Consider the following 19,414-nt stretch of genomic DNA (forward strand, 5'->3'; position numbering starts at 1 on the left):
AACAATAATATTATTATAAAATTGTTATATTATTATAAAATGTTTTTTCTTTTTAAGAAATATGTCATCTTTTAGCTTGTAAGATGACGTCGGAACAGTCGATTCGATGAATTTAATAATCTCATCCAACTTTTTACTAGTAATATTAACTTCATTAAAATTCGCGTGAATAAAAGCGAATAAAACTTCTTTTTTATAAACAAGTTTTTTAAAAGCATCGCTGCTTCATTTTTCTTTTTTCCATTCCTCTAATTCGGTGTTAATTTCTTTGTTTTTTTCAGAACATTTTTTGTTTATTTTCAAGAATTTTTCAAGAATTTTGTTGAATTCATTGTCATTTATGTTTTTTAATTTATTGCGAATTTTATTACGTTCATAAATATCTAAAAAATTGGTTTCATCAATACCGTATGGAATTTTATTAAGGTCTAAAAAATCAATAATTTGTTTTTTTCTTATTTTGAAAAGTAAGGGTCTTTTTATATTCATCCCTTGTAATTTTGTTTCTTCTTTGATGCCAAAATACAAGGGATTGACTCCTTTGTCTTCTTGCATAAGACACGTTTCTACAAAATCATCAAGATGATGGGCTATTAATAAAACATCACATTTTTCTAAAGCATAAACTTCTTTGAAAAAATCATAACGAATACGACGAGCACAGTCCTGAAAATTATTCATAAAGTTAAAATCTTTTGGCAAAACTTTTTTGTATAGCTTGATATTATTTTGATTACAAAAATTAACTACAATTCCTTCGTCGCGCAGAGCGCTCTCGCGTTTATTGTAATTAATGTGACAAGCAATAATATTTTCATTTTTATATAAATTTAAGAGATACATCGAGTCGGGTCCGCCCGAAACTGCGATTAAAATTTTACTCATTATTACCTTTTAATTTTGCGTTATAGTTATTCATCGCTACATAAATATCATTGTAAATAAAACACGAAATTGCATCAACATATAAGTCAAGTTTTGAATTAATAATTTGACGTTCCTCGGGAGTGAATTTTGATAAAACTCAATCTTTCATTTCATAATTCGGATCTTTACCGACCCCCAATTTCAAACGATTAAGCTCTTCTACTTTCAACATTTTTAAAACATTCTTGACACCATTGTGGTTGCCGCCACCACCTTTTACTTTTAATGTCGCTGAACCAATCGGTAGTGACACATCATCATGTATTACAAGCACATCATCAGAGCGAATATTGTAAAAATGGCAGATATCTCTAACAAATTCGCCAGACAAATTCATAAAGGTTTTAGGTTTTGCAATGATAAAATCATTGAGTTTTGTAAAGACGCCATTAAACTTTTCTTTATTAAATTCTAAGCCGTATTTTTGTGCAAAAGCATCAAGCACAATAAAGCCATAATTGTGTCTTGTATTTGCATATTTTTCGGTTTCATTTCCTAGTCCAACAATTAATTTCATATCCATATTATAGTCACATTATTTGTTATATTCGCTAAATTACAATATAATTAAGTCAATATGAATGAATACAAACCAAAGAATTTTAAAGAAGATACCGACGCCATAATTATTGTTAACAACGACAACAGAACCCGTAAAGAAGAGTTTGTTCCTGAAATTTCTGAAAAGGACGAAAAACGCGCCCAAGAAAATAAAATGCCTGTTCGACTTTACAAATTACACAAGTCAGAACTCACTATTAGCTACATTAAAATGGGGTTCCATACAATAGTCATTGCCATCACAATTATTTTGTTGTCACTTCAAGCAACAGGAAATTTAGCACCACGAATTAAAAGCACATCGGTAGGCTGATATATTACCTTATCGCTCATGTTACTAGGTTGTGGTTTTTTCCTTATCAAACACGGTATCAATGTTTCATCAATCAAGACTCAAATCAATGATTATCGACTTGAAAATGTTGATACAAGTGTTACACCTAGCTTTGTTGGTAATTCATACATCAGCGCTGCCAGATCAAATTTAGTTAATATTTGACTAACATCGTGAATTAATTTTTATACCCTAATTTTTATTGCCATTATCCTTTGACTCAATAAAGGTTCATGGACAATCGATAGTAAGGATGGCAAGTTTATGATGGATATAAACTGACCTGCAATTCTCGAATCAGGATTCGGTAATGTTACTTTCTTTGTTATTATGGTTGCGGTTTCACTTGGTGTTTTTGATATTTTATCGATTACAAGATACATTTACAACTACAAAAAGATTAAAACTGTTGAAAACTATTCGCCATCAAACATTGCGCAATACCATGAAAAAGCAAACCTTCGTCAACTTAATAAAGCTTGTTTAATTATTTCGCTTGTTGTTCTTGCTTTATTCCTTAGTCTTGTGGTAATTCCACTTTATGTATTATTTAGAAAAAGAAGAAAGAGAGCTTAGAACAAATGAATAAAATGTTTGAAAAAATTAAAATCGTTGCCTTCGATGTCGATGGCACGATTTTGCCGTACGGGCAGCACGAGATTCACAAAAAAATAAAAAAAATGTTGGTTGATTTGCGTAAAAAAAATTATATCGTTGCAATTGCAACCGGACGTGAATACGTAACAATCTCTAATGTCTTAGATGATTTGAGTGCTGATTATTTCATTGGTGCTAATGGTGCTTTTATCTATGATCTAAATAAGAAAAAAGAAATTTATAATGATTTCATTCATATTAACGATGTAAAAGAGATTATTGAACTAACAAAACCGCTAGTTAAATCAATTTATGTCACCGATTCACAAAACATTCATATTACTCATGGTGATTACGAAAACAACTGATTCCTTTCTAAATATATGGATAAAATTAAACTTTTAGACTACAATAATATAGATAAAAATCAAATCTCAAAAATCGCTCTTTCACATAGTGAAGAGGGAACATATGAAAAAATTAAAGCTGCCCTTGATGAAAGTGGACTACCACTTGCAATTACAGCAACTTGATCACGAGGAACATTCCTTGCTAAAGAAAATGTTGATAAATCAACAGCACTTAGTGTGCTGGCAAAAAAATTGGATTATACAATGGAAAACGTAATGGCTTTTGGTGATGGAACTAACGATTATAAGATGATTCGCGATGCCGGAATAGGTGTTAGTGTCTTAGGAAAAAATTATCAAGATAATTTAAACAACAAAGTCGCAAAATTTATTGTTGCTGCACCCGAAGATTTTGGGCCACTTGAATTTCTTCGAGAAAACAAAATGATATAAATAAGAAAGGAAAATATGGTTACACAAAACGCAACTAAACATCTAGCTGCCGGTGGTGTTGGAGGTACTACAGGTACAGTTGTCTTACTCTCAATCGCTGGTACTTTGCTTGTGCTTTTTATTCTTTATTCGGTAATAAAAAGTGTTTTGGGAAAACGTAAAATTAAAAAGCAAAAAGCTCTTATTGAGGGGCTGGCACAAAAAGGTTTTGAACAAGCAATTCTTGATATTAATGCTTTAATTCGTGAGAATGACAACAAATTAGAAAACTTTGAAGTTTCAATAGGCACTTACAAAATGGGTGAAATTACAGGCGCGGCTCGTAAATTCCTTAGCGAACTTATTGAAAGCGATACATATCAAACGATTTTCAAAAACAGTGGCGAATATGACGATCTTTATAACCAAACTTTACTTTTAAAAGATACAAAAAGCAATCTTTGACGCAAAAAACTAACTGATACACTTGATTTTTTTGCGGGGCTTGAAGAAAATTTAAAGAATTCTCTTGAAGATTTTGAAAACCGTCGTTTATGAGCAAAAAATAGAATTGAAAAGCTTTATCAAAAGGAAAAAAATGAAAAATTATAACCTACCCAATAAATTAACAATTAGTCGCTTAATTTTAGTAATTCCTTTTATTGTTTGTCTTACTATGTACAAAGTAAGTATTTCAATTAACAATATGGGTTATGAAATTTATGGTCGTATATTCCTAGGTGTTTCGCTTCTTATTTTTATGGTTGCAATGTTTACAGATTATCTTGATGGACACTATGCAAGAAAAAATAAAACGATCACTGAATTTGGTAAGTTGTGAGACCCTCTTGCTGACAAAATTATTACAACAACTGCATTATTATTTTTAGTTGGTTTTAGAATGGTGCCTGTTTGAATTTTATTAATTCACATTCTTCGCGATTTAATTGTTGATGGCGCAAGAGTTGTGATGGCAAAATATAATATTGAGCTTTCTGCATCAATTTGAGGAAAACTTAAAACATTATTTTTATCATTCGGAATTATTGTTGTGATGGGATTTTACACAGGTTTTAGCGTTGATGCTCATTTAATCAAACACGAAAATCAAACCTTTCAATACTGACTTGATGTAATTGTAAATCACTCACTAAATATCTTTATTATTCTTTCTGTTTTCTTTAGTATTTATTCAGGAGTTTTATATTTAAAATCGATTTGACCATATTTAAGTCAAAGATAAAAACCACACCAAAATGATGTGGTTTTTTATTCAAATATTTTAAGCGTAATAACAAAATTTGCTACTTTATTTTCATTATGATCGAGCATTTCGTATTCAAAAGAAATGTCATTTTTATTATTTTTTATTTTGGTTGCATGAATAATTAAATCGATCGCACCGTGTTCTGTTTGATATGTGTTTTCTATTTTCTTTCCCAATTCAAGTTCAAGAAAACTTGTACCCGCAATAATGTTAACAGCATCATCTTTAACTTCAATACGATTCATAACTTTATTACTTGGTTCTAGGAATTCAAAAACATCAAAATCCTCATGTTTATCAATTTCAACAAATGAAGTAAAATCAATTACGTTTTTTTCACCGTTAATCTCACTAACACTATTAAAATTTATTTTCATAGTTTTAGTCTTTCTTTAATCGTTTTTTCTCCAAATAAATAGATTGCTTTTGCTAGTTCTGGACCGTGTTGTTGGTTAGTTGTTGCTAAACGAATTGGCATAAATAAATTCTTGCCTTTAATTCCGGTTTTAGCCTGTGTATCTGAAATCGCTTTTTTTATGTTTTCAACAGTAAAATGTTGATTTTCTATTGATTTTTTGAATTCTTTGATTACTAAATCATCAAAATTTTCGATGTCAAATTTGGCTATTTTATGGTCGTCATAAATGCTTAGTTTTTCTTGTAATTCTTTTACGGAAAATACACTATCTTTATATGTTTCTATAAATAATAATTTTCATTCTTTATTTTGTTTTGAAACAAGTGATTTTGCTAAAATCTGATCATCAATTTGTTTTAAATATTGTTTAGAAAATCATTGCATTTTTGTAATGTCAAACTTACTTGGACTTTTTGATAAACGTTTATAATCGAAGCGTTCAATCAATTCTTTATGTGACATAATTTCCTTTGATTCAGCATCAGTCCAACCTAATAATGCAAGAAAATTAAATACAGCCTCAGGAACATAACCTTCATTTTTGTAGTCTTCAATAAATTGTTTAAGACTTAAGTCACGCTTCGAAAGTTTTTTACCTTCCATATTAGTAATAATAGTTAAATGTCCAAACTCAGGAACATCTCATTTTAATACATCATAAATTGCAAGTTGTTTTGGCGTGTTAGCGATATGCTCTTCACCTCTTAAAATATGAGTAATTTGCATATCATGATCATCGACAACAACAGCGAAATTATAGGTTGGAAACCCGTCGCTTTTTTTAATTACAAAATCACTAATCTCATCAGAATTAAATTCAATTTCACCACGTACTAAATCATTTCATTTGTAAATTTTATGTTGTGGAACGCGAAATCTTATTGAGTAATCACCCGCTTTTTCACGCTTTGCTTTTTCGGCATCTGAAATTTTTAATCATTTCGAGTCATAGCGAAATGATGTAATCCCTTGAGCGAGCTGTTCTTGCTTTTGCGCTTCTAGTTCTTCAGAATTATCATAAGCCTTGTAAACCAAATCCTTTTTCAACATTTCGTCTATTACTTCGTTATAACGATCAAGTTTTTCTGATTGACGATATTTACCATATTTTGGATTTGGGTGAAGCGGATCTTCATCAGCTATAATACCAAGTCAAGCAAGATTTTCTAGTTGTGACTTTTCTCCGTCTTTAACATCACGTTTTTGATCTGTATCTTCGGTTCTAATAACAAATGTGCCTTTAAAATGTTTAGCAAAAAGGTAAGAAAAAAGGGCTGTTCGAGCTCCTCCAATGTGTAAATAACCAGTTGGACTAGGTGCGTATCTTGTTCTAATTTTTTTCATATCCTTATTTTAACACTTCACTATAAAAGAGTTTATAATAAACACATGAACTTAGAAAAAATATTTATCAAACAACGTGAGCTTGATAACTCGATCATTCAAAAATCAAAAGCTGTGTACGCCTCGCTGACCACAGAACAAAGACATAAATTAAGTAAAATTTCACTACTCATAGAAATTTGTGAATTTATGAACGAACTTGAAACTTTCAAATACTGAAAGCAACATAGAAAAAACAATATCAATAAAATCAAAGAAGAATTAGCGGATGTTTTACATTTTATTATTAGCTGAGCTGTATTAAAAAATGTAAATCCTACAATCGAGCCACAAATTATTAACGGCGATCCTAACGATCAATTTATCGAAATTGTAAAAGCAGTTAATAAATTGTTTGATGATGATAGCACCCGAAACGTTACCTATGCTTTAGAATTAATTATTGGTCTGGCACAAATTATTGGTCTAAGCCAAAGCGATATTGAACAATCATATCTTGCTAAAAATAAAATTAATTGAGATCGAATTAATAATAACTATTAAAAAACAGCCCTTACAGTTGGCTGTTTTTTTCTTTAATATAATCTAAAACTTGCTTTATATCGCTTCGGTTTTTAACAATAAAACCTGACGAATTAAGATGACCCCCGCCGCCAAAATGTGTTGCTATTTTAGAGACATCAAAATTTGTTTTTGATCTAATTTCTGCTCGATAATTTCCGTCGTCTTTTTTTAAAAAAGCGACACACACCTCAGTATCAGATAGCTCGGCAAGTTTAGCAACTAATGGACGAACAATGTCATTGTGTACTGGCTCGTCCGCCACCACATAAGTAATATTTTGTTCTCTTTTTACATCTTTTAAATATTTAAATATTTGCTTATTCTCATTTGGTAGTAGGCTCATTTTCTTAACCAAATTTAAATAGTCAAGTCCGTTTTCTAATAAAAACGCCATTGCTTCAAATGTTTCACTAGTAATATTGCGCTCTTTAAAATTTTCGGTATCAGTAATAATTGCAACCGCAAGTCCTTCAAGAGCTAAGTAATTAACTTTTAATTTTAATTCTTTTATCACCTGAGTAAGCAACTGTCCAGTCGCCGGCCATTTGTCTCCACCAATTTCAAATAATCAATTATTCTCGAGGGGATGATGATCTATTTTCAGTGATTGTTCCGGCACAACACGGTCATCATATATTCTTGAAACAGTTGAAGTATCAATAACAATTTTTAACGATTTTTCGAAAAAATCAGTAGAAACTGTTGAAATTTGTTGATTTATCAGAAAGTTAAGGTTTCTAGGAAAAACACCTCCTGAAATCTTAACTTGCTTAACATTCTTCGCATTTAACTTAATAACTTCCGCTAGAGCTACTGCCGAGCCTAGTGTATCTCCATCAGGTTCGATATGAGTACAAAGCGTAATATATTCGTTTTTTAAAATATAACTTCAAAATTTTTTAAATTGTTGTTTCATAATTTAATACCTTGTTATTATAACTATCAAAATATTCATCGACCTTATTAAATGAAACTTTTAATGCATTTTTTAATCTTGTGAAAAGTCTTCAACATTGCTTTTTACTTGTATATCTTAGACTATCTTTAAAGGCACCTCAGAATAATGATGTAAGTTTTTTATTAATTGAATTAAGTGAGTTTTTATAAATTTCTTTATTTGCAAATTTAATATCAATTTCATTTCATTTGGCAATTGCATATTCAACGTTTTTGTAACCGGTTTTATATCTAGCTTTATTCGTAATTGCAATTGCTAATGCGCGCGATTTTTTACGCATATTAGTAATCTGTTTAGCAAACGCGTCTTGTTTCAAGAAATATCCGGTCATTATTTTTTTACGTAAAATGTTTGATATCTGTTCAAGAACTAAAAGTAAAATCATTGTAAAGAATAAATATGAAGACAACTGTTCTCAATAATTAATGTCACTTGAATATGTTACAACCTGAAAACCAAATGCCGAAGCTCCTACCACACCTATTGCTACAGTTGTTTTAAAGTTGATTTCTATCCTGTACAAGAAATTTGATAATGTCTGCGGCATAATTTGCTTGATAACACCATAGCGAATTTTGTCATATCAATTGCAGCCTACAGCATCAAGCGATTCAAAAACTTTATCATCTATTTTGTCAACTGATTCGTTAACGAGCTTGCCAAGCATACCCACCGAGTGGAACACGAGAGCCAACATTCCGGCTCACTCGATTGAATTCAACTGAATATTTAAGAATAAAAGTGCAAAGGTAAATGGAGGGATTGCTCTTAAAACAATAATAATTAATTTGAAAACTTTAGAAATAAAGAACCCGGTAATTTTTTTAGATGCTAAAATTCCAAAAATAACAGCAATGATTGTTCCAAGAAAAGCTGATAACACCGAAATTGAAAGTGCCGTTAGACCTAAATTAATTGGATTTACACCATTATCTCACTCCGCATACAAAGATCAATCAGGTTGAAATAAACGTTGTAAACCTTTTTTAAACATTTTTAATTTAATTGGATTAGCTATTGAATAATCAATTTGAAACAATGAAACAATTATCAAAATAGCGACGCATACCCAAACAGTAATAATTAAATAAATTCTTTTTGGTTTTTGTTTCTTAAGTTGTTTGAGCTGTTCATTATATGTTTTTGACTTATCGATTTGCGAACTTTTTGGTTTTGGTTCTAAAACATATTTTTTAAGAAGGTAGTTCAAAAACTCGATAACAATCATAAATGTAATTAATACTCAAAGCACAATCGAAAGATGCGAATAATTGTCAGGAGTCGCATAATTATCACTCAATAATTGTCCGATTGTGGTAATTCCTACAGCACTAAGGATTGCAGCAAAACGAACAACCATTTCAAATGAGTAAAACCCGTATGAACTAATTCGCTTTGAAAGGTAAGGTAAAATTGATTTTTTAAAAGCATTGAATTTTGTATTACCAATTGCAAGCATTCCGTAATATGCGTTCATATCATACGTGTCCATATCTTCGTATAACCATTTTGCCATTAGTGAAGCAACAAAGAAGGCTACGGAGATGGTTGCTGCTAAATCACTGCTAAAAACAAAGAAAAAGATAAAAGCATAAACAAGAGGTGGTACCGTTCTTATGACCGACATAATCATTCGCATAGGTGTATAAATTCACGGACTACGAATAAAATTTTTTGAACTAAGTAATGCGATCGGAATTGAGGCTATAATGCCAAAAATAGTTCCTAAAATTGAATAAGTAACAGTCTTTCAAAGTAAACTCAAAGACTTAATAAATGTTTCGTTTGGTGTAATTTTTGCAGAAGCAATGTTTGCATCTTTATTAGTCTCAAAAAACTTGCCAATGTATTCTCAGAAAATTTTAAAGTTACCAAAATCAGGTCTGACCTCATACATCATAACTGTAAAAATGATAATTCCAACAATCCATCCAACAAGTGTTCATCAAGGAAATTTTTTGACAACTTTCTGACCATCAATATCAGTAAATTTAACACGAAAATGATTTACAAAATTTTTAGAAAATTCTTTAAATTTGTTGATTTTTTGTTGATTTTTATGATTTTTCATTTTCTTTAAATCTTTCGATTTTTTCCAAAACTTCTGTTTGTACTAAATGTCTTTTTCTAAAAGTTTCTGTAAATTGTTCTTTGTCAAATTCTTGTAATTCATCACCATATATCGTTTTTAAAACATCATAATTAACTTCTTGACTAGAGCCATCAAAAACAATACGACCTTCGCGAACGCCAATAATTCGGTCTGCATATTGTAATGCTAAATCGACATGGTGCAAATTAGCTAAAACAGTGATTTTATCTAATTTATTAACTAGTAAAAAACCATCCATCACACTTTTAGCCATAATTGGATCGAGCGCCCCTACGGGCTCGTCAGCTAAAATAATATTTGGTCTTTGTGCTAGGGTTCTAGCTAGCGCTACGCGCTGCATTTGTCCCCCGCTTAAATCGCGAGCTAAATCATATGCATTTTCTAAGATATTAACTCGGGCTAAACATTGATAAGCAAAATCAGTATCTTCTTTTGAATACAAACCAAAAAAGGCTCTAAATTTATTCATCTGCGGTAGCCTTGCGGTTAAAACATTTTGTAAAACCGAAATGTTTTCAATCAAGTTATAACGTTGAAAAACAATCCCAACCTTACTCCGAAACTTACGCAAAAATTTTCCTTTCAGAGAATTAACATCATAAGGTCCAACAAATAGTTTTCCTTCCGTTATGTCGTTAATCTTATTAACGGTTTTAATAAGCGTGGTTTTACCTGCTCCACTTAAACCGATAATTGCGACAAATTCTCCTTGTTTAATAGAAAGATTGACATTCACCAGCGCTTTCTTTCCATTAGGATAAGTTTTGCTAATATTTTGTCAATCTATCTGTCAATCTTGCTTAGTTTCGGTTTTTATATTTTTTTGTTCCATAAAAACCTTTAACTTATTTTTCGCTATTTGATTAATGAAGCTAAATTTGCAAACCCTTCGAAGTGTCTTTGCATTCATTCTTCAACATAGTTATATGATGCTGATGATGTAGTTGATGTATATCCATATTTAACCAAATGTTTTACATCTGCTCATGGTAATTTTCAGTTTGTACCTTGTTCTTTCAATGCTTTTAAAACAAGTTTAGCGATTTCAGAATCTTTACGAGCAATAATATATGAGCGGTAAAATCCTGTAGTTGGCATACTTGCTTCGTTCGCTAATTTATCAACATGTTTTTTAAGATCTTCTGGGTAACCAGTTGCAACTGCTGCTGGGTTTTTACTTGGATCGTCGTTAATATACAACGCACCTTTACCTGCTGCTTTGTTAAACTCTAAATAGTTGTTGTGCGCATCAATTAAAATTTGCTCATCTTCGAATTGTGCTTCGGCAGTATTATCAACCGCCTTATATGGATCAATAATTTGAACACCTCGACCCGCTACAAGAATAAATGATGCATCTCCCGCTTCCTTTGCTCATGCATTAACTGGTAAGAAAGCAACATCAATTGATTTATTTTTTAAAGCGTTTGCCGCTGCATTGTAATCGGCAGAAACAGTTACTTTAATATTTGTAAAACCAATACCATTTAAATATTTTTGTAAATTAGCGGTTGCTTGTTGCACTAAAGCAGGATCATTCGAAGGAATAAATTGAATTTTAAATTCTGCTGCCCCTGCTTTCATTTGATATTTTGTTCCCGCTTTTTCAAAATATTCATTGCCTTCTTCAGGTTTAACACTAAAAGCTGGTTTGTTTTCGCCTTTTGAAGAATAGAAAATTTTTGAATTTTCCCCTACTTTTGAATATGCATCGTGTGAATAAATTTTAAAAATAGGTTGCGCTTTGCCATCTTTATCCGTATAAGTTAGGTCTGGATATTTGTATGCTCCATTAGCATCTTTTTCCTTAGAATTTTTAATTGCTTCAATTAAAATTTCTTGAATTGCTTCCAAATCACCTTTTTTGAGATTACTACGTGCTTGCACACCATCGTTAGCAATGGTTCTGGTGGCACCAATTGCAATTAAATCTTTGGCATTTTCACCCGCCATATATCTAGCATCGCCCCAAACACCGGCTAAGGTGATATCGCCTGCGGCTACTTTGTTCATTGCGTCTGAATAACCATTCATTTTAAGTGCTACTGCATCACTACTATCTTGTGTTCCACAAGAAATAGCGGCTACTGGTAACGCCGCTGAAGAAACAAGGGCTGCCCCTGTTAAAATAAGTTTTTTGTTCATTTTAATTTCCTTTTTTTCTTTTTCATATATAACGCATTTACCTTTGACAAATAAATACACCCACATTATAATAAAATCAAAAATTTATATTAAAAAAGACAATAAAAGGTGGTGAAAACAATTATTTTTTTAGTTTGTCAAGATATATAGAAATTAATAAATTAAACATATTTGTTTTATTTATTTTGAATAAAAAACAACGCCAAAGCGTTGTCTAAAAAACTTATTTTTTACTATTCAATTTTTTAAGTTCTTCAAGAATAAGTTCTTCTGTTGTTGGTGCTGGCGCTGCTGGTTCTTCTTTTGGTTTTCTTTTTTCTCTTGCTGCAATAACCAAGTTTCTGATTAAGAAGTATGAGCCTAAGAAAATAAATAAGAACACAAATACAATCACAAAGTAAAGTAATGCTGCTAAAAATTTGCCAACGTAAATTCCATTAACTTGTCATTCTGCAAGTTTTTCGTTAACTCCAACAAATTTAACGATTGCTGCCATAATCACGTCATCTGCTAATGATTTAACTACTGCACCAAATGCGGCACCAATAATTAAACCAATAGCCAACATGATCATATTACCTTTACTTAAGGCCTTTCTTGCGTCAGAAAATGATTTTCTAACAACACCTGGTTTTTTCTTTTCCATCTTAATTCTCCTTTTTCTTTTTTTCCTCTTTTAATTGTAAATGAACTTCGTCTAATTGCGTTGATAAAACATTAGAAGGCGACTCTGTAAGTAAATCAAAACCGTTAGCATTTTTAGGGAAAGCGATAACATCGCGAATTGAATTCGAGTTTGTCATAATCATAATTAAACGATCGACCCCAAACGCCATTCCTAAATGTGGTGGTAATCCATAATTAAATGCCTCAATAAAAAATCCAAATTTATTTTTTATTTCTTCTTTTGATAATTTAATTAAATCGAACATTTTTTGCTGAATCTCTTTTTTATGAATTCTTACACTACCTCCCGCAATTTCATATCCATTAAGAACTAAATCATATGCTTGTGATTTCATTTTTGTAATATCAACATTATCAATATCGCCTTCAAAATTAGTAAATGGATGATGCATTGCAACATAGCGTTTTGATTCTTCATCATACTCGAACATAGGTCAATCTTCAATTCAAAGAAACTCGTAAGCATCTTTAGCATAATTAAATAATTCGTTTGCTTTTACCCGTACTGCGCCCAATGAATTTGAAGCGATATTATAGGTATTAGCTACAATGAAAATCGTTCCTTTTTTGCCAAACATTTTCTTCGATTTTTCAACGATTTTTGTTGAGTTTTGTTGGTCTTTTGCTGCAAAATTGCTTTTTAAAATTTTGTTATTTTCGTGGGTAATATATCAAAGAATATTAGCGCCATTTTTCTTAGCAATTTCCTCTAAAATTTTAAAATCATTATTTGAAATTACATCAGGGATGTGAATCATTCTAATCGATTCTTGTTTCGAAATAATTTCGAAATTTGAGTTGCGATCTCATTCATTAATAGTTGAAATTTTACAATCATAGCGAACATCAGGTTTATCACAACCATATAAATCAATCGCTGTATCAAAGCTCATTCTAGCGAACGGAATTTTAATCTTTTGTCCAATAACAGCAAATGCTTTCTGCATCATTTTTTCAATGTGTTCTTGAAAATGTGCTTTAGTCATAAATGAAACTTCAATATCAAACTGAGTAAATTCTGGTTGACGATCTTTTCGTGAATCTTCGTCACGAAATACTTTTGCAACTTGGTAATATCTTTCAAAACCTGAAGCCATTAACAATTGTTTAAAAAGTTGTGGTGATTGAGGCAAGGCAAAAAACTTGCCTGCGTGTCTTGTAGCCACAAGATAATCGCGCGCTCCTTCGGGTGTTGATTTTCCTAAAATTGGCGTTTCTATTTCTAAGAAATCTTGAGCATCCAAATAATTTCTCATAGCTGAAATTACTTTCGATCTTAAAATAATGTTCTTTTGCATTACGTTACGACGTAAGTCAAGATAACGATATTTAATCCGCAAATCTTCATTAACATTATTATCGTCACGAATTGTAAAAGGCAATTCGTTCGATGTAGACATAATCTCGTAATCACTAACTAAAATCTCGATCTCACCCGAATTAATTTCTTTATTAGGTTCTAGTCTTTTGACAACTTTACCTGCTGCTTTTAACACTGATTCTTTGCTAATGTGTAAATCTAAATTATCAAAAACAATTTGCACGATTCCACTTCGATCGCGCAAATCAATAAAAGTTTTTTTACCAAAACGACGTTTATTTTGTACCCATCCAAACACCGTAACAGTTTTATTAACTAACTTCGATGTAATATCATTATTATTAATTGTTTTCATTAATCTTCCAATTTCTTTTCGTTTTCTAAATTAATTACAGCCATAAATTTTGTGGCATCGGCAATTGAACCAACAAATGTAATACTATCGTTTCTTAAAAGTTTGGTTGTACCAATTGGTAAAATACTTTTCCCATCACGTGAAACAAGCACAACATTAATTCCTTGTTGGTATAAATTTAAATCTTTCAATTCTTTATTTTCAAAGTCTTTGTTATAAACGTATGTTGTTCCCATCACAAAGTTGTTCCCAACTTCGTTTAAATTTTTTGAATAGTGAATAAAGTTAGGGTTGGTGGCAATTAATGCGGTACGAACTCCGGCTTCATATTCTGGATGCACAATCATATGTACACCAATTTGTTTAAGAACACGAGCATGTCTTCTTGAAGTGGCACGTACTATAATGTTTTTAACTTTTAATTCTAATAGTGCCGCTACAATCTCAATGTTATCAGGCGAAGCAACAATAACGGTTGATACTTCTTTAATATCAATCGCATTTAGAGCCTTCATATCAGCAGCGTCAACAATATAAACATTGCTTGATAAATCACTAACAGCCTGTAATGCTTTTTCGTCTTTATCAAGTACAAAAACTGAGTGATTTAACTTGTTTAATTGTTCTATAATAGCTTGTCCATAACGACCCGCGCCTATGACACAAATATCTCTTTTCATCTTCATATTTATCTTTTATCTCCTTTGCATGCCCTGGGCATAAAATAAGATATATACTAATAATAGTATAAAATATAGAATTATGAAAAATAATAAATTCCAATTATTATCATCACGTTTTCAAAACAAGCGTTCAAACAAAAAAAAGATTAAATACATTTTCTTTGTGTATTTTTTAATTGTCTTGATTGCATCGTTAATTCTATTTTTTCCTTGGGCACACAGTGGGAACGAAACAATAAACTATGGCGATGCGCTATTTACAAGTGCTAGTGCTTTTAGTGATACCGGATTAATTACGGTCACAACACGAAATGCTTGAAATATGTTTGGTCAAGCAATTATCGCAACTTTAATCTTTATTGGTGGAATTGGATTCTTTGCTTTAAAAATCTTTATTATTAATTATCTTTTCAAAATCAAAACATATGATTTTTCACAACGTGAATTATTAAACGCTGAACGGGGCGACACTACTCGTCAAACTAGTGATTTGGTTATTAGTAGTATTAACTTTATTATTGGAACATTAATTATTGGCGGAATTTCTTTAACTTTATATTTTTACTTTGTGCCAAACAAACCGCTTGCAAGCCTGGATACTAGCGCTTTACCAGAAAGCCCCTACCATAATGCTTCGCTCGCCTGTCGTTTTGGTTTTTTTCACGCCATTAGTGCCCTTAATAATGCTGGTTTTGATATTATGGGTAAACACTCGATAGCACCTTATTACTACAACTTTGGGCTTCATGTTATCTTTCTAGTTCTTTTTTTAATTGGTGGCATAGGTTACCCTGTAATCTACGATTTTATTATGTTTGTTAAATTCCGTTTTAACAAAAAAAATAAAGGAGTACATTACAAATGATCGCTAATTTCAAAAGTTAGTGTTACCACCTACTTTATTGTTTCATTAATTGGTTTTTTAATTGTGATTACTATCGAAATGGGTGGTAACACTAAATATTGAAAAGATGAAGCTTTGGGTGATAAATGAAGTAAAACTTGGGTGATGTTTTTCTCAACATTTTCTACAAGAAGTGCCGGTTTTGCGGTTACAGATATGAATAACTTTTCGCCTGCTACACTAATTATTTTTAGTATCTTAATGTTTATCGGAGCTGCTCCCGCTTCGACGGGTGGTGGAATTAGAACTACTACCTTTGCTGTAGTTTTTATCTCATTATTTTCAAAAATGCTTGGTTACAAATCAACCAGAATGTTCAAACGGAAAATTGTTAATGACCGGGTTCAAATGGCTTCAAACATTTTTATGATTAGTTTATTTTTAATTATTATTGGCACACTTGTTCTTCATTCGTCGCTTGATATTTACAATGGCAAATTACCTGATACATATAGTTCGGCACACCTTTTATTTGAAACAGCTTCCGCCTTTGGAACAACAGGTTTAAGTACCGGAATCACCGCAATGCTTAATCTGCCTTCGAAATTAATGTTAATCTTAATTATGTTTATTGGTCAGTTCGGAATTTCAAGTACAATCCTTGTTTGAAAAGATCGAAGTTCAAAAGAAAACTATTACGAATATATTGAAGAAAATATTGCGCTTGGATAGCAATATTTTTTATATAAATATATATAATATATAGTAATAATTTATTATTAATTATTTATATAAAAGAAAGTTATCAGTTAAATAGGAGTTAATATGTTATTTTTAGATGATGAAGAAGAAAAAAAAGTAAATGATAACGAAACTGAAGAATATGATGATGAGGAAATCAAAACAGTCTTTAGTGATGATAAACCAAAAGAAGAATTAGAAGATGAAGAGGAAGAAAATCTTCCCCAAAATGCTGCGGGATATCAGGTAGAATCAGCAATTATTGAAGAACCTACCCAAGGTCTTTACCCTCGCGAAATTCGTGAAGAAATGAAAAATTCGTTCCTTGATTATGCAATGAGCGTTATTGTTTCACGGGCACTACCTGATGTTCGCGATGGTTTAAAACCTGTTCACCGAAGAATTTTACACGGGATGAATGAACTGGGAATTACTTACTCAAGTGCGCACAAAAAATCAGCGAGAATTGTTGGTGATGTTTTAGGGAAATACCACCCACACGGTGATAGCTCTGTGTATGAAGCAATGGTGCGTTTGGCTCAGGATTTTTCTCTTCGTTATCCATTAATTGATGGTCACGGAAACTTTGGTAGCATTGATGGCGACCCCGCTGCTGCGATGCGTTATACTGAAGCAAGAATGTCAAAAATTGCTGCTGAAATGCTTGATGGAATCAAGAAAAATACAGTTGATTTTGTTGATAACTATGATGCCAGCGAATTAGAACCTGTTGTTCTACCTTCGCGTTTCCCAAATATTTTAGTTTCTGGCGCAACCGGAATTGCGGTTGGGATGGCAACCTCAATTCCTCCTCACAACCTTGGCGAAACAATTGATGCCACAATTGCGCTTGCCAGAAATCCAGAAATTACCATTGAAGAATTAATGCAATTTGTTAAAGGACCCGACTTCCCAACCGGAGCAGAAATTCTTGGTAAACGTGGTATTTTTGAGACCTATATGACTGGTCGTGGCACAATTCCGGTGCGTAGCAAAGCTAAAATTGAAACACTAGCAAGTGGTAAGTCAAAAATTATTATTACCGAAATTCCTTACGAAATTAAGAAAACAACAATCATTGAAAAGATTGCTGAATTAGTTAAAAATAAAGCAATCGAAGGTATTACCGATCTTCGTGATGAATCAAATAAAGACGGAATTCGAATCGTAATTTTAATTAAGAAAAACACCGAACCTAACATTGTGCTTAACCAACTTTATCGTCAAACTCCGCTTCAAACTAATTACAACGCAAACATTGTTGCGCTAGTTAAAGGTGAGCCTAAATTACTTAATCTAAAAGAAACACTTGAGTATTATCTTGAACACCAATACGATGTTGTAACAAGACGTTTAAAATTTGACCTTGAAAAAAATGAAGCAAGATTATTAATCTTAGAAGGTTTAAAAATTGCCGTTGATAACATTGACGAAGTTGTTCAAATTATTAAAAGATCGGCTAACGACCAAGACGCAATTGAGCGTTTAATGAAACGCTTTGAACTTGTTGAAATTCAAGCCAAATCAATTGTTGATATGCGTCTAGGTCGTTTGACTGGACTTGCAATCGACCGTATGAATGAAGAAATTGCAATGCTTGAAGCTGAAATTAGTAAGATCAAAGCAATTCTTGCAAGTCGCGAATTACTTACCGATTTAATTGTTGATGAATTAGCAGCAATTAAAGAAAAATACGCTGATAAACGTCGTACCATTGTCAACGAATCGGCATCAGTTCAAATCTCAGATGAAGATTTAATTCCTGAACGCGAAATTGTTATTTCACTTAGCTCAAAAGGTTATGTAAAAAGAACAGATTTAATGCAATACCGCGCACAAAGACGTGGTGGTGTTGGTGCTAAAGGAATGCAAACTTATCAAGATGATGATGTTGAACAATTAATTATTACTACAACGCACATCGACTTATTAATTTTCACTTCGCTTGGTCGAATTTATCGGATTCGTGCTCTTCAAATTCCGGAACAAGGTAAAAATTCAAAAGGTCTACCATTTGTTAACATTATTGATTTAATGGCTGAAGAACGAGTAATCTCAATTATCGCTAATAATGACTATGATGATCACAATTATCTTGTAACTGTTACAAAACAAGGAATGATTAAAAAGACACCAATTTCTGAATATAGAAGAATTAATGCTAACGGAAAAATTGCTTTAGGTCTTAAAGAAGAAGATGAAGTAATTCGGGCAATGATCGTTGATGAAAACAAAGATATTGTAATCGCATCAAACGATGGTAGCCTAGCACGTTTTGCTTGTGGTGACATTCGTCAAAGCGGAAGAACCGCAATTGGTGTTATTGGTATGCGTCTTAGAGAGGATGCTTATGTTGTTTCTGCTAGCCATAGTGGTGAAGGTGACTTTATTCTTTCACTTGGTGATAAAGGATTTGGTAAAAAAACTATTGCAGACGAATATAGAAAAACCAAACGTGGTGCACGTGGGGTACACACCCTTAACACTGACAAAGCCGGTGATTTAATTGGTTGTCGTTACATCAAAGGTGATGAAGACATTATTCTGCTTAACAATAAAGGAATGACAATTCGAATCAGTGGTGATGAAATTCCAGTAATTGGTCGTTTTGCTAAAGGTGTAAAAGTTATTAGTCTCAAACGTAACGAAACCTTAAAGGCCTTTGAAATTGTTGATAGCAAAGGTATTGAGGAAGAAGCGGAAGCAGAATACCAAAGAACTCAGGAAGTATTACTCAGTCAACGTAGCGAAGACAACGATGATGAGTAATGAA

18 protein-coding genes are annotated in these 19,414 nt (G+C 31.9%); 7 read left to right on the forward strand and 11 right to left on the reverse strand.

Translation table 4 applies throughout. The annotated features are described in order from the left end of the window. Positions 1-24: 24 nt before the first annotated feature. Both tilS and pth read right to left on the reverse strand, forming a co-directional pair. On the reverse strand, positions 25-885 hold the full coding sequence (tilS, locus tag NPA09_RS03265; protein ID WP_129722886.1) for a tRNA lysidine(34) synthetase TilS: 861 nt from the start codon (positions 883-885) through the stop codon (positions 25-27). Beyond that, a complete protein-coding gene (pth, locus tag NPA09_RS03270) occupies positions 878-1,444 on the reverse strand; it encodes an aminoacyl-tRNA hydrolase (RefSeq protein WP_165036272.1) in 567 nt (188 codons plus the stop codon). Before pth ends, tilS begins: the two co-directional genes overlap by 8 nt. A 60-nt stretch (positions 1,445-1,504) precedes the next feature. On the opposite strand from pth, the gene NPA09_RS03275 reads away from it, so the two are divergent. Genes NPA09_RS03275 through pgsA form a run of 4 tightly spaced genes read left to right on the forward strand, consistent with a single transcriptional unit; the run spans position 1,505 to position 4,444 of the window. Further along, positions 1,505-2,398 carry an MSC_0882 family membrane protein gene (locus NPA09_RS03275; RefSeq protein ID WP_129722879.1) on the forward strand — a complete coding sequence of 298 codons (894 nt, stop codon included), beginning with the start codon at positions 1,505-1,507 and terminating at the stop codon, positions 2,396-2,398. Between the two features lie 5 nt (positions 2,399-2,403). Continuing rightward, positions 2,404-3,222 carry a YcsE-related riboflavin metabolism phosphatase gene (locus NPA09_RS03280; RefSeq protein ID WP_129722876.1) on the forward strand — a complete coding sequence of 273 codons (819 nt, stop codon included), beginning with the start codon at positions 2,404-2,406 and terminating at the stop codon, positions 3,220-3,222. Between the two features lie 15 nt (positions 3,223-3,237). Continuing rightward, the gene (locus NPA09_RS03285; RefSeq protein WP_129722873.1) at positions 3,238-3,813 is read left to right on the forward strand and encodes an MHJ_0274 family protein; all 576 of its coding nucleotides are present in this window, start codon (positions 3,238-3,240) and stop codon (positions 3,811-3,813) included. Next, a complete protein-coding gene (gene pgsA, locus NPA09_RS03290) occupies positions 3,800-4,444 on the forward strand; it encodes a CDP-diacylglycerol--glycerol-3-phosphate 3-phosphatidyltransferase (RefSeq protein WP_129722871.1) in 645 nt (214 codons plus the stop codon). Before NPA09_RS03285 ends, pgsA begins: the two co-directional genes overlap by 14 nt. 26 nt (positions 4,445-4,470) lie before the next feature. Here the strand turns inward: pgsA and NPA09_RS03295 are convergent, their stop codons facing one another. Then, positions 4,471-4,845: a YwiB family protein gene (locus NPA09_RS03295; protein WP_129722868.1), complete on the reverse strand. Its 375-nt coding sequence runs from the start codon at positions 4,843-4,845 to the stop codon at positions 4,471-4,473. Then, complete coding sequence (gltX, locus tag NPA09_RS03300) at positions 4,836-6,230, reverse strand: glutamate--tRNA ligase (RefSeq protein WP_129722865.1); 1,395 nt, start codon at positions 6,228-6,230, stop codon at positions 4,836-4,838. The genes NPA09_RS03295 and gltX overlap by 10 nt, the downstream gene beginning before the upstream one ends. A gap of 45 nt (positions 6,231-6,275) precedes the next feature. On the opposite strand from gltX, the gene NPA09_RS03305 reads away from it, so the two are divergent. Beyond that, positions 6,276-6,773, forward strand: a complete 498-nt coding sequence (locus NPA09_RS03305; RefSeq protein ID WP_129722862.1) for a dUTP diphosphatase — start codon at positions 6,276-6,278, stop codon at positions 6,771-6,773. 10 nt (positions 6,774-6,783) lie between these two features. Here NPA09_RS03305 and NPA09_RS03310 read toward each other — a convergent pair whose 3' ends face one another. The 7 genes from NPA09_RS03310 to NPA09_RS03340 all read right to left on the reverse strand — a co-directional run bounded on the left by NPA09_RS03310 (position 6,784) and on the right by NPA09_RS03340 (position 15,059). Continuing rightward, the gene (locus NPA09_RS03310) at positions 6,784-7,710 is read right to left on the reverse strand and encodes a DHH family phosphoesterase (RefSeq protein WP_129722859.1); all 927 of its coding nucleotides are present in this window, start codon (positions 7,708-7,710) and stop codon (positions 6,784-6,786) included. Then, on the reverse strand, positions 7,694-9,823 hold the full coding sequence (locus NPA09_RS03315; RefSeq protein WP_129722856.1) for a PhnE/PtxC family ABC transporter permease: 2,130 nt from the start codon (positions 9,821-9,823) through the stop codon (positions 7,694-7,696). The genes NPA09_RS03310 and NPA09_RS03315 overlap by 17 nt, the downstream gene beginning before the upstream one ends. Next, positions 9,810-10,697, reverse strand: a complete 888-nt coding sequence (gene phnC, locus NPA09_RS03320; RefSeq protein ID WP_129722853.1) for a phosphonate ABC transporter ATP-binding protein — start codon at positions 10,695-10,697, stop codon at positions 9,810-9,812. The genes NPA09_RS03315 and phnC overlap by 14 nt, the downstream gene beginning before the upstream one ends. A gap of 23 nt (positions 10,698-10,720) precedes the next feature. Next, complete coding sequence (locus tag NPA09_RS03325) at positions 10,721-12,010, reverse strand: PhnD/SsuA/transferrin family substrate-binding protein (protein WP_129722850.1); 1,290 nt, start codon at positions 12,008-12,010, stop codon at positions 10,721-10,723. A 223-nt stretch (positions 12,011-12,233) separates the two neighbouring features. Next, positions 12,234-12,656: a large conductance mechanosensitive channel protein MscL gene (locus NPA09_RS03330; RefSeq protein ID WP_129722848.1), complete on the reverse strand. Its 423-nt coding sequence runs from the start codon at positions 12,654-12,656 to the stop codon at positions 12,234-12,236. 1 nt (position 12,657) lies between these two features. Continuing rightward, positions 12,658-14,373, reverse strand: coding sequence for an aspartate--tRNA ligase (aspS, locus tag NPA09_RS03335; RefSeq protein ID WP_129722845.1), 1,716 nt, complete (start codon positions 14,371-14,373; stop codon positions 12,658-12,660). Beyond that, on the reverse strand, positions 14,373-15,059 hold the full coding sequence (locus tag NPA09_RS03340) for a potassium channel family protein (RefSeq protein WP_256541824.1): 687 nt from the start codon (positions 15,057-15,059) through the stop codon (positions 14,373-14,375). Before NPA09_RS03340 ends, aspS begins: the two co-directional genes overlap by 1 nt. A gap of 76 nt (positions 15,060-15,135) precedes the next feature. Here NPA09_RS03340 and NPA09_RS03345 point away from each other — a divergent pair, with 76 nt between their 5' ends. Together NPA09_RS03345 and gyrA are read left to right on the forward strand one after the other, a co-directional pair. Beyond that, complete coding sequence (locus NPA09_RS03345; protein WP_129722840.1) at positions 15,136-16,632, forward strand: TrkH family potassium uptake protein; 1,497 nt, start codon at positions 15,136-15,138, stop codon at positions 16,630-16,632. A gap of 93 nt (positions 16,633-16,725) precedes the next feature. Next, complete coding sequence (gene gyrA / locus NPA09_RS03350) at positions 16,726-19,410, forward strand: DNA gyrase subunit A (protein WP_129722836.1); 2,685 nt, start codon at positions 16,726-16,728, stop codon at positions 19,408-19,410. Positions 19,411-19,414: the final 4 nt, after the last annotated feature.

Source organism: Mycoplasmopsis equigenitalium, assembly GCF_024498255.1.
GTDB classification, from domain to species: domain Bacteria; phylum Bacillota_I; class Bacilli_A; order Mycoplasmatales; family Metamycoplasmataceae; genus Mycoplasma_H; species Mycoplasma_H equigenitalium.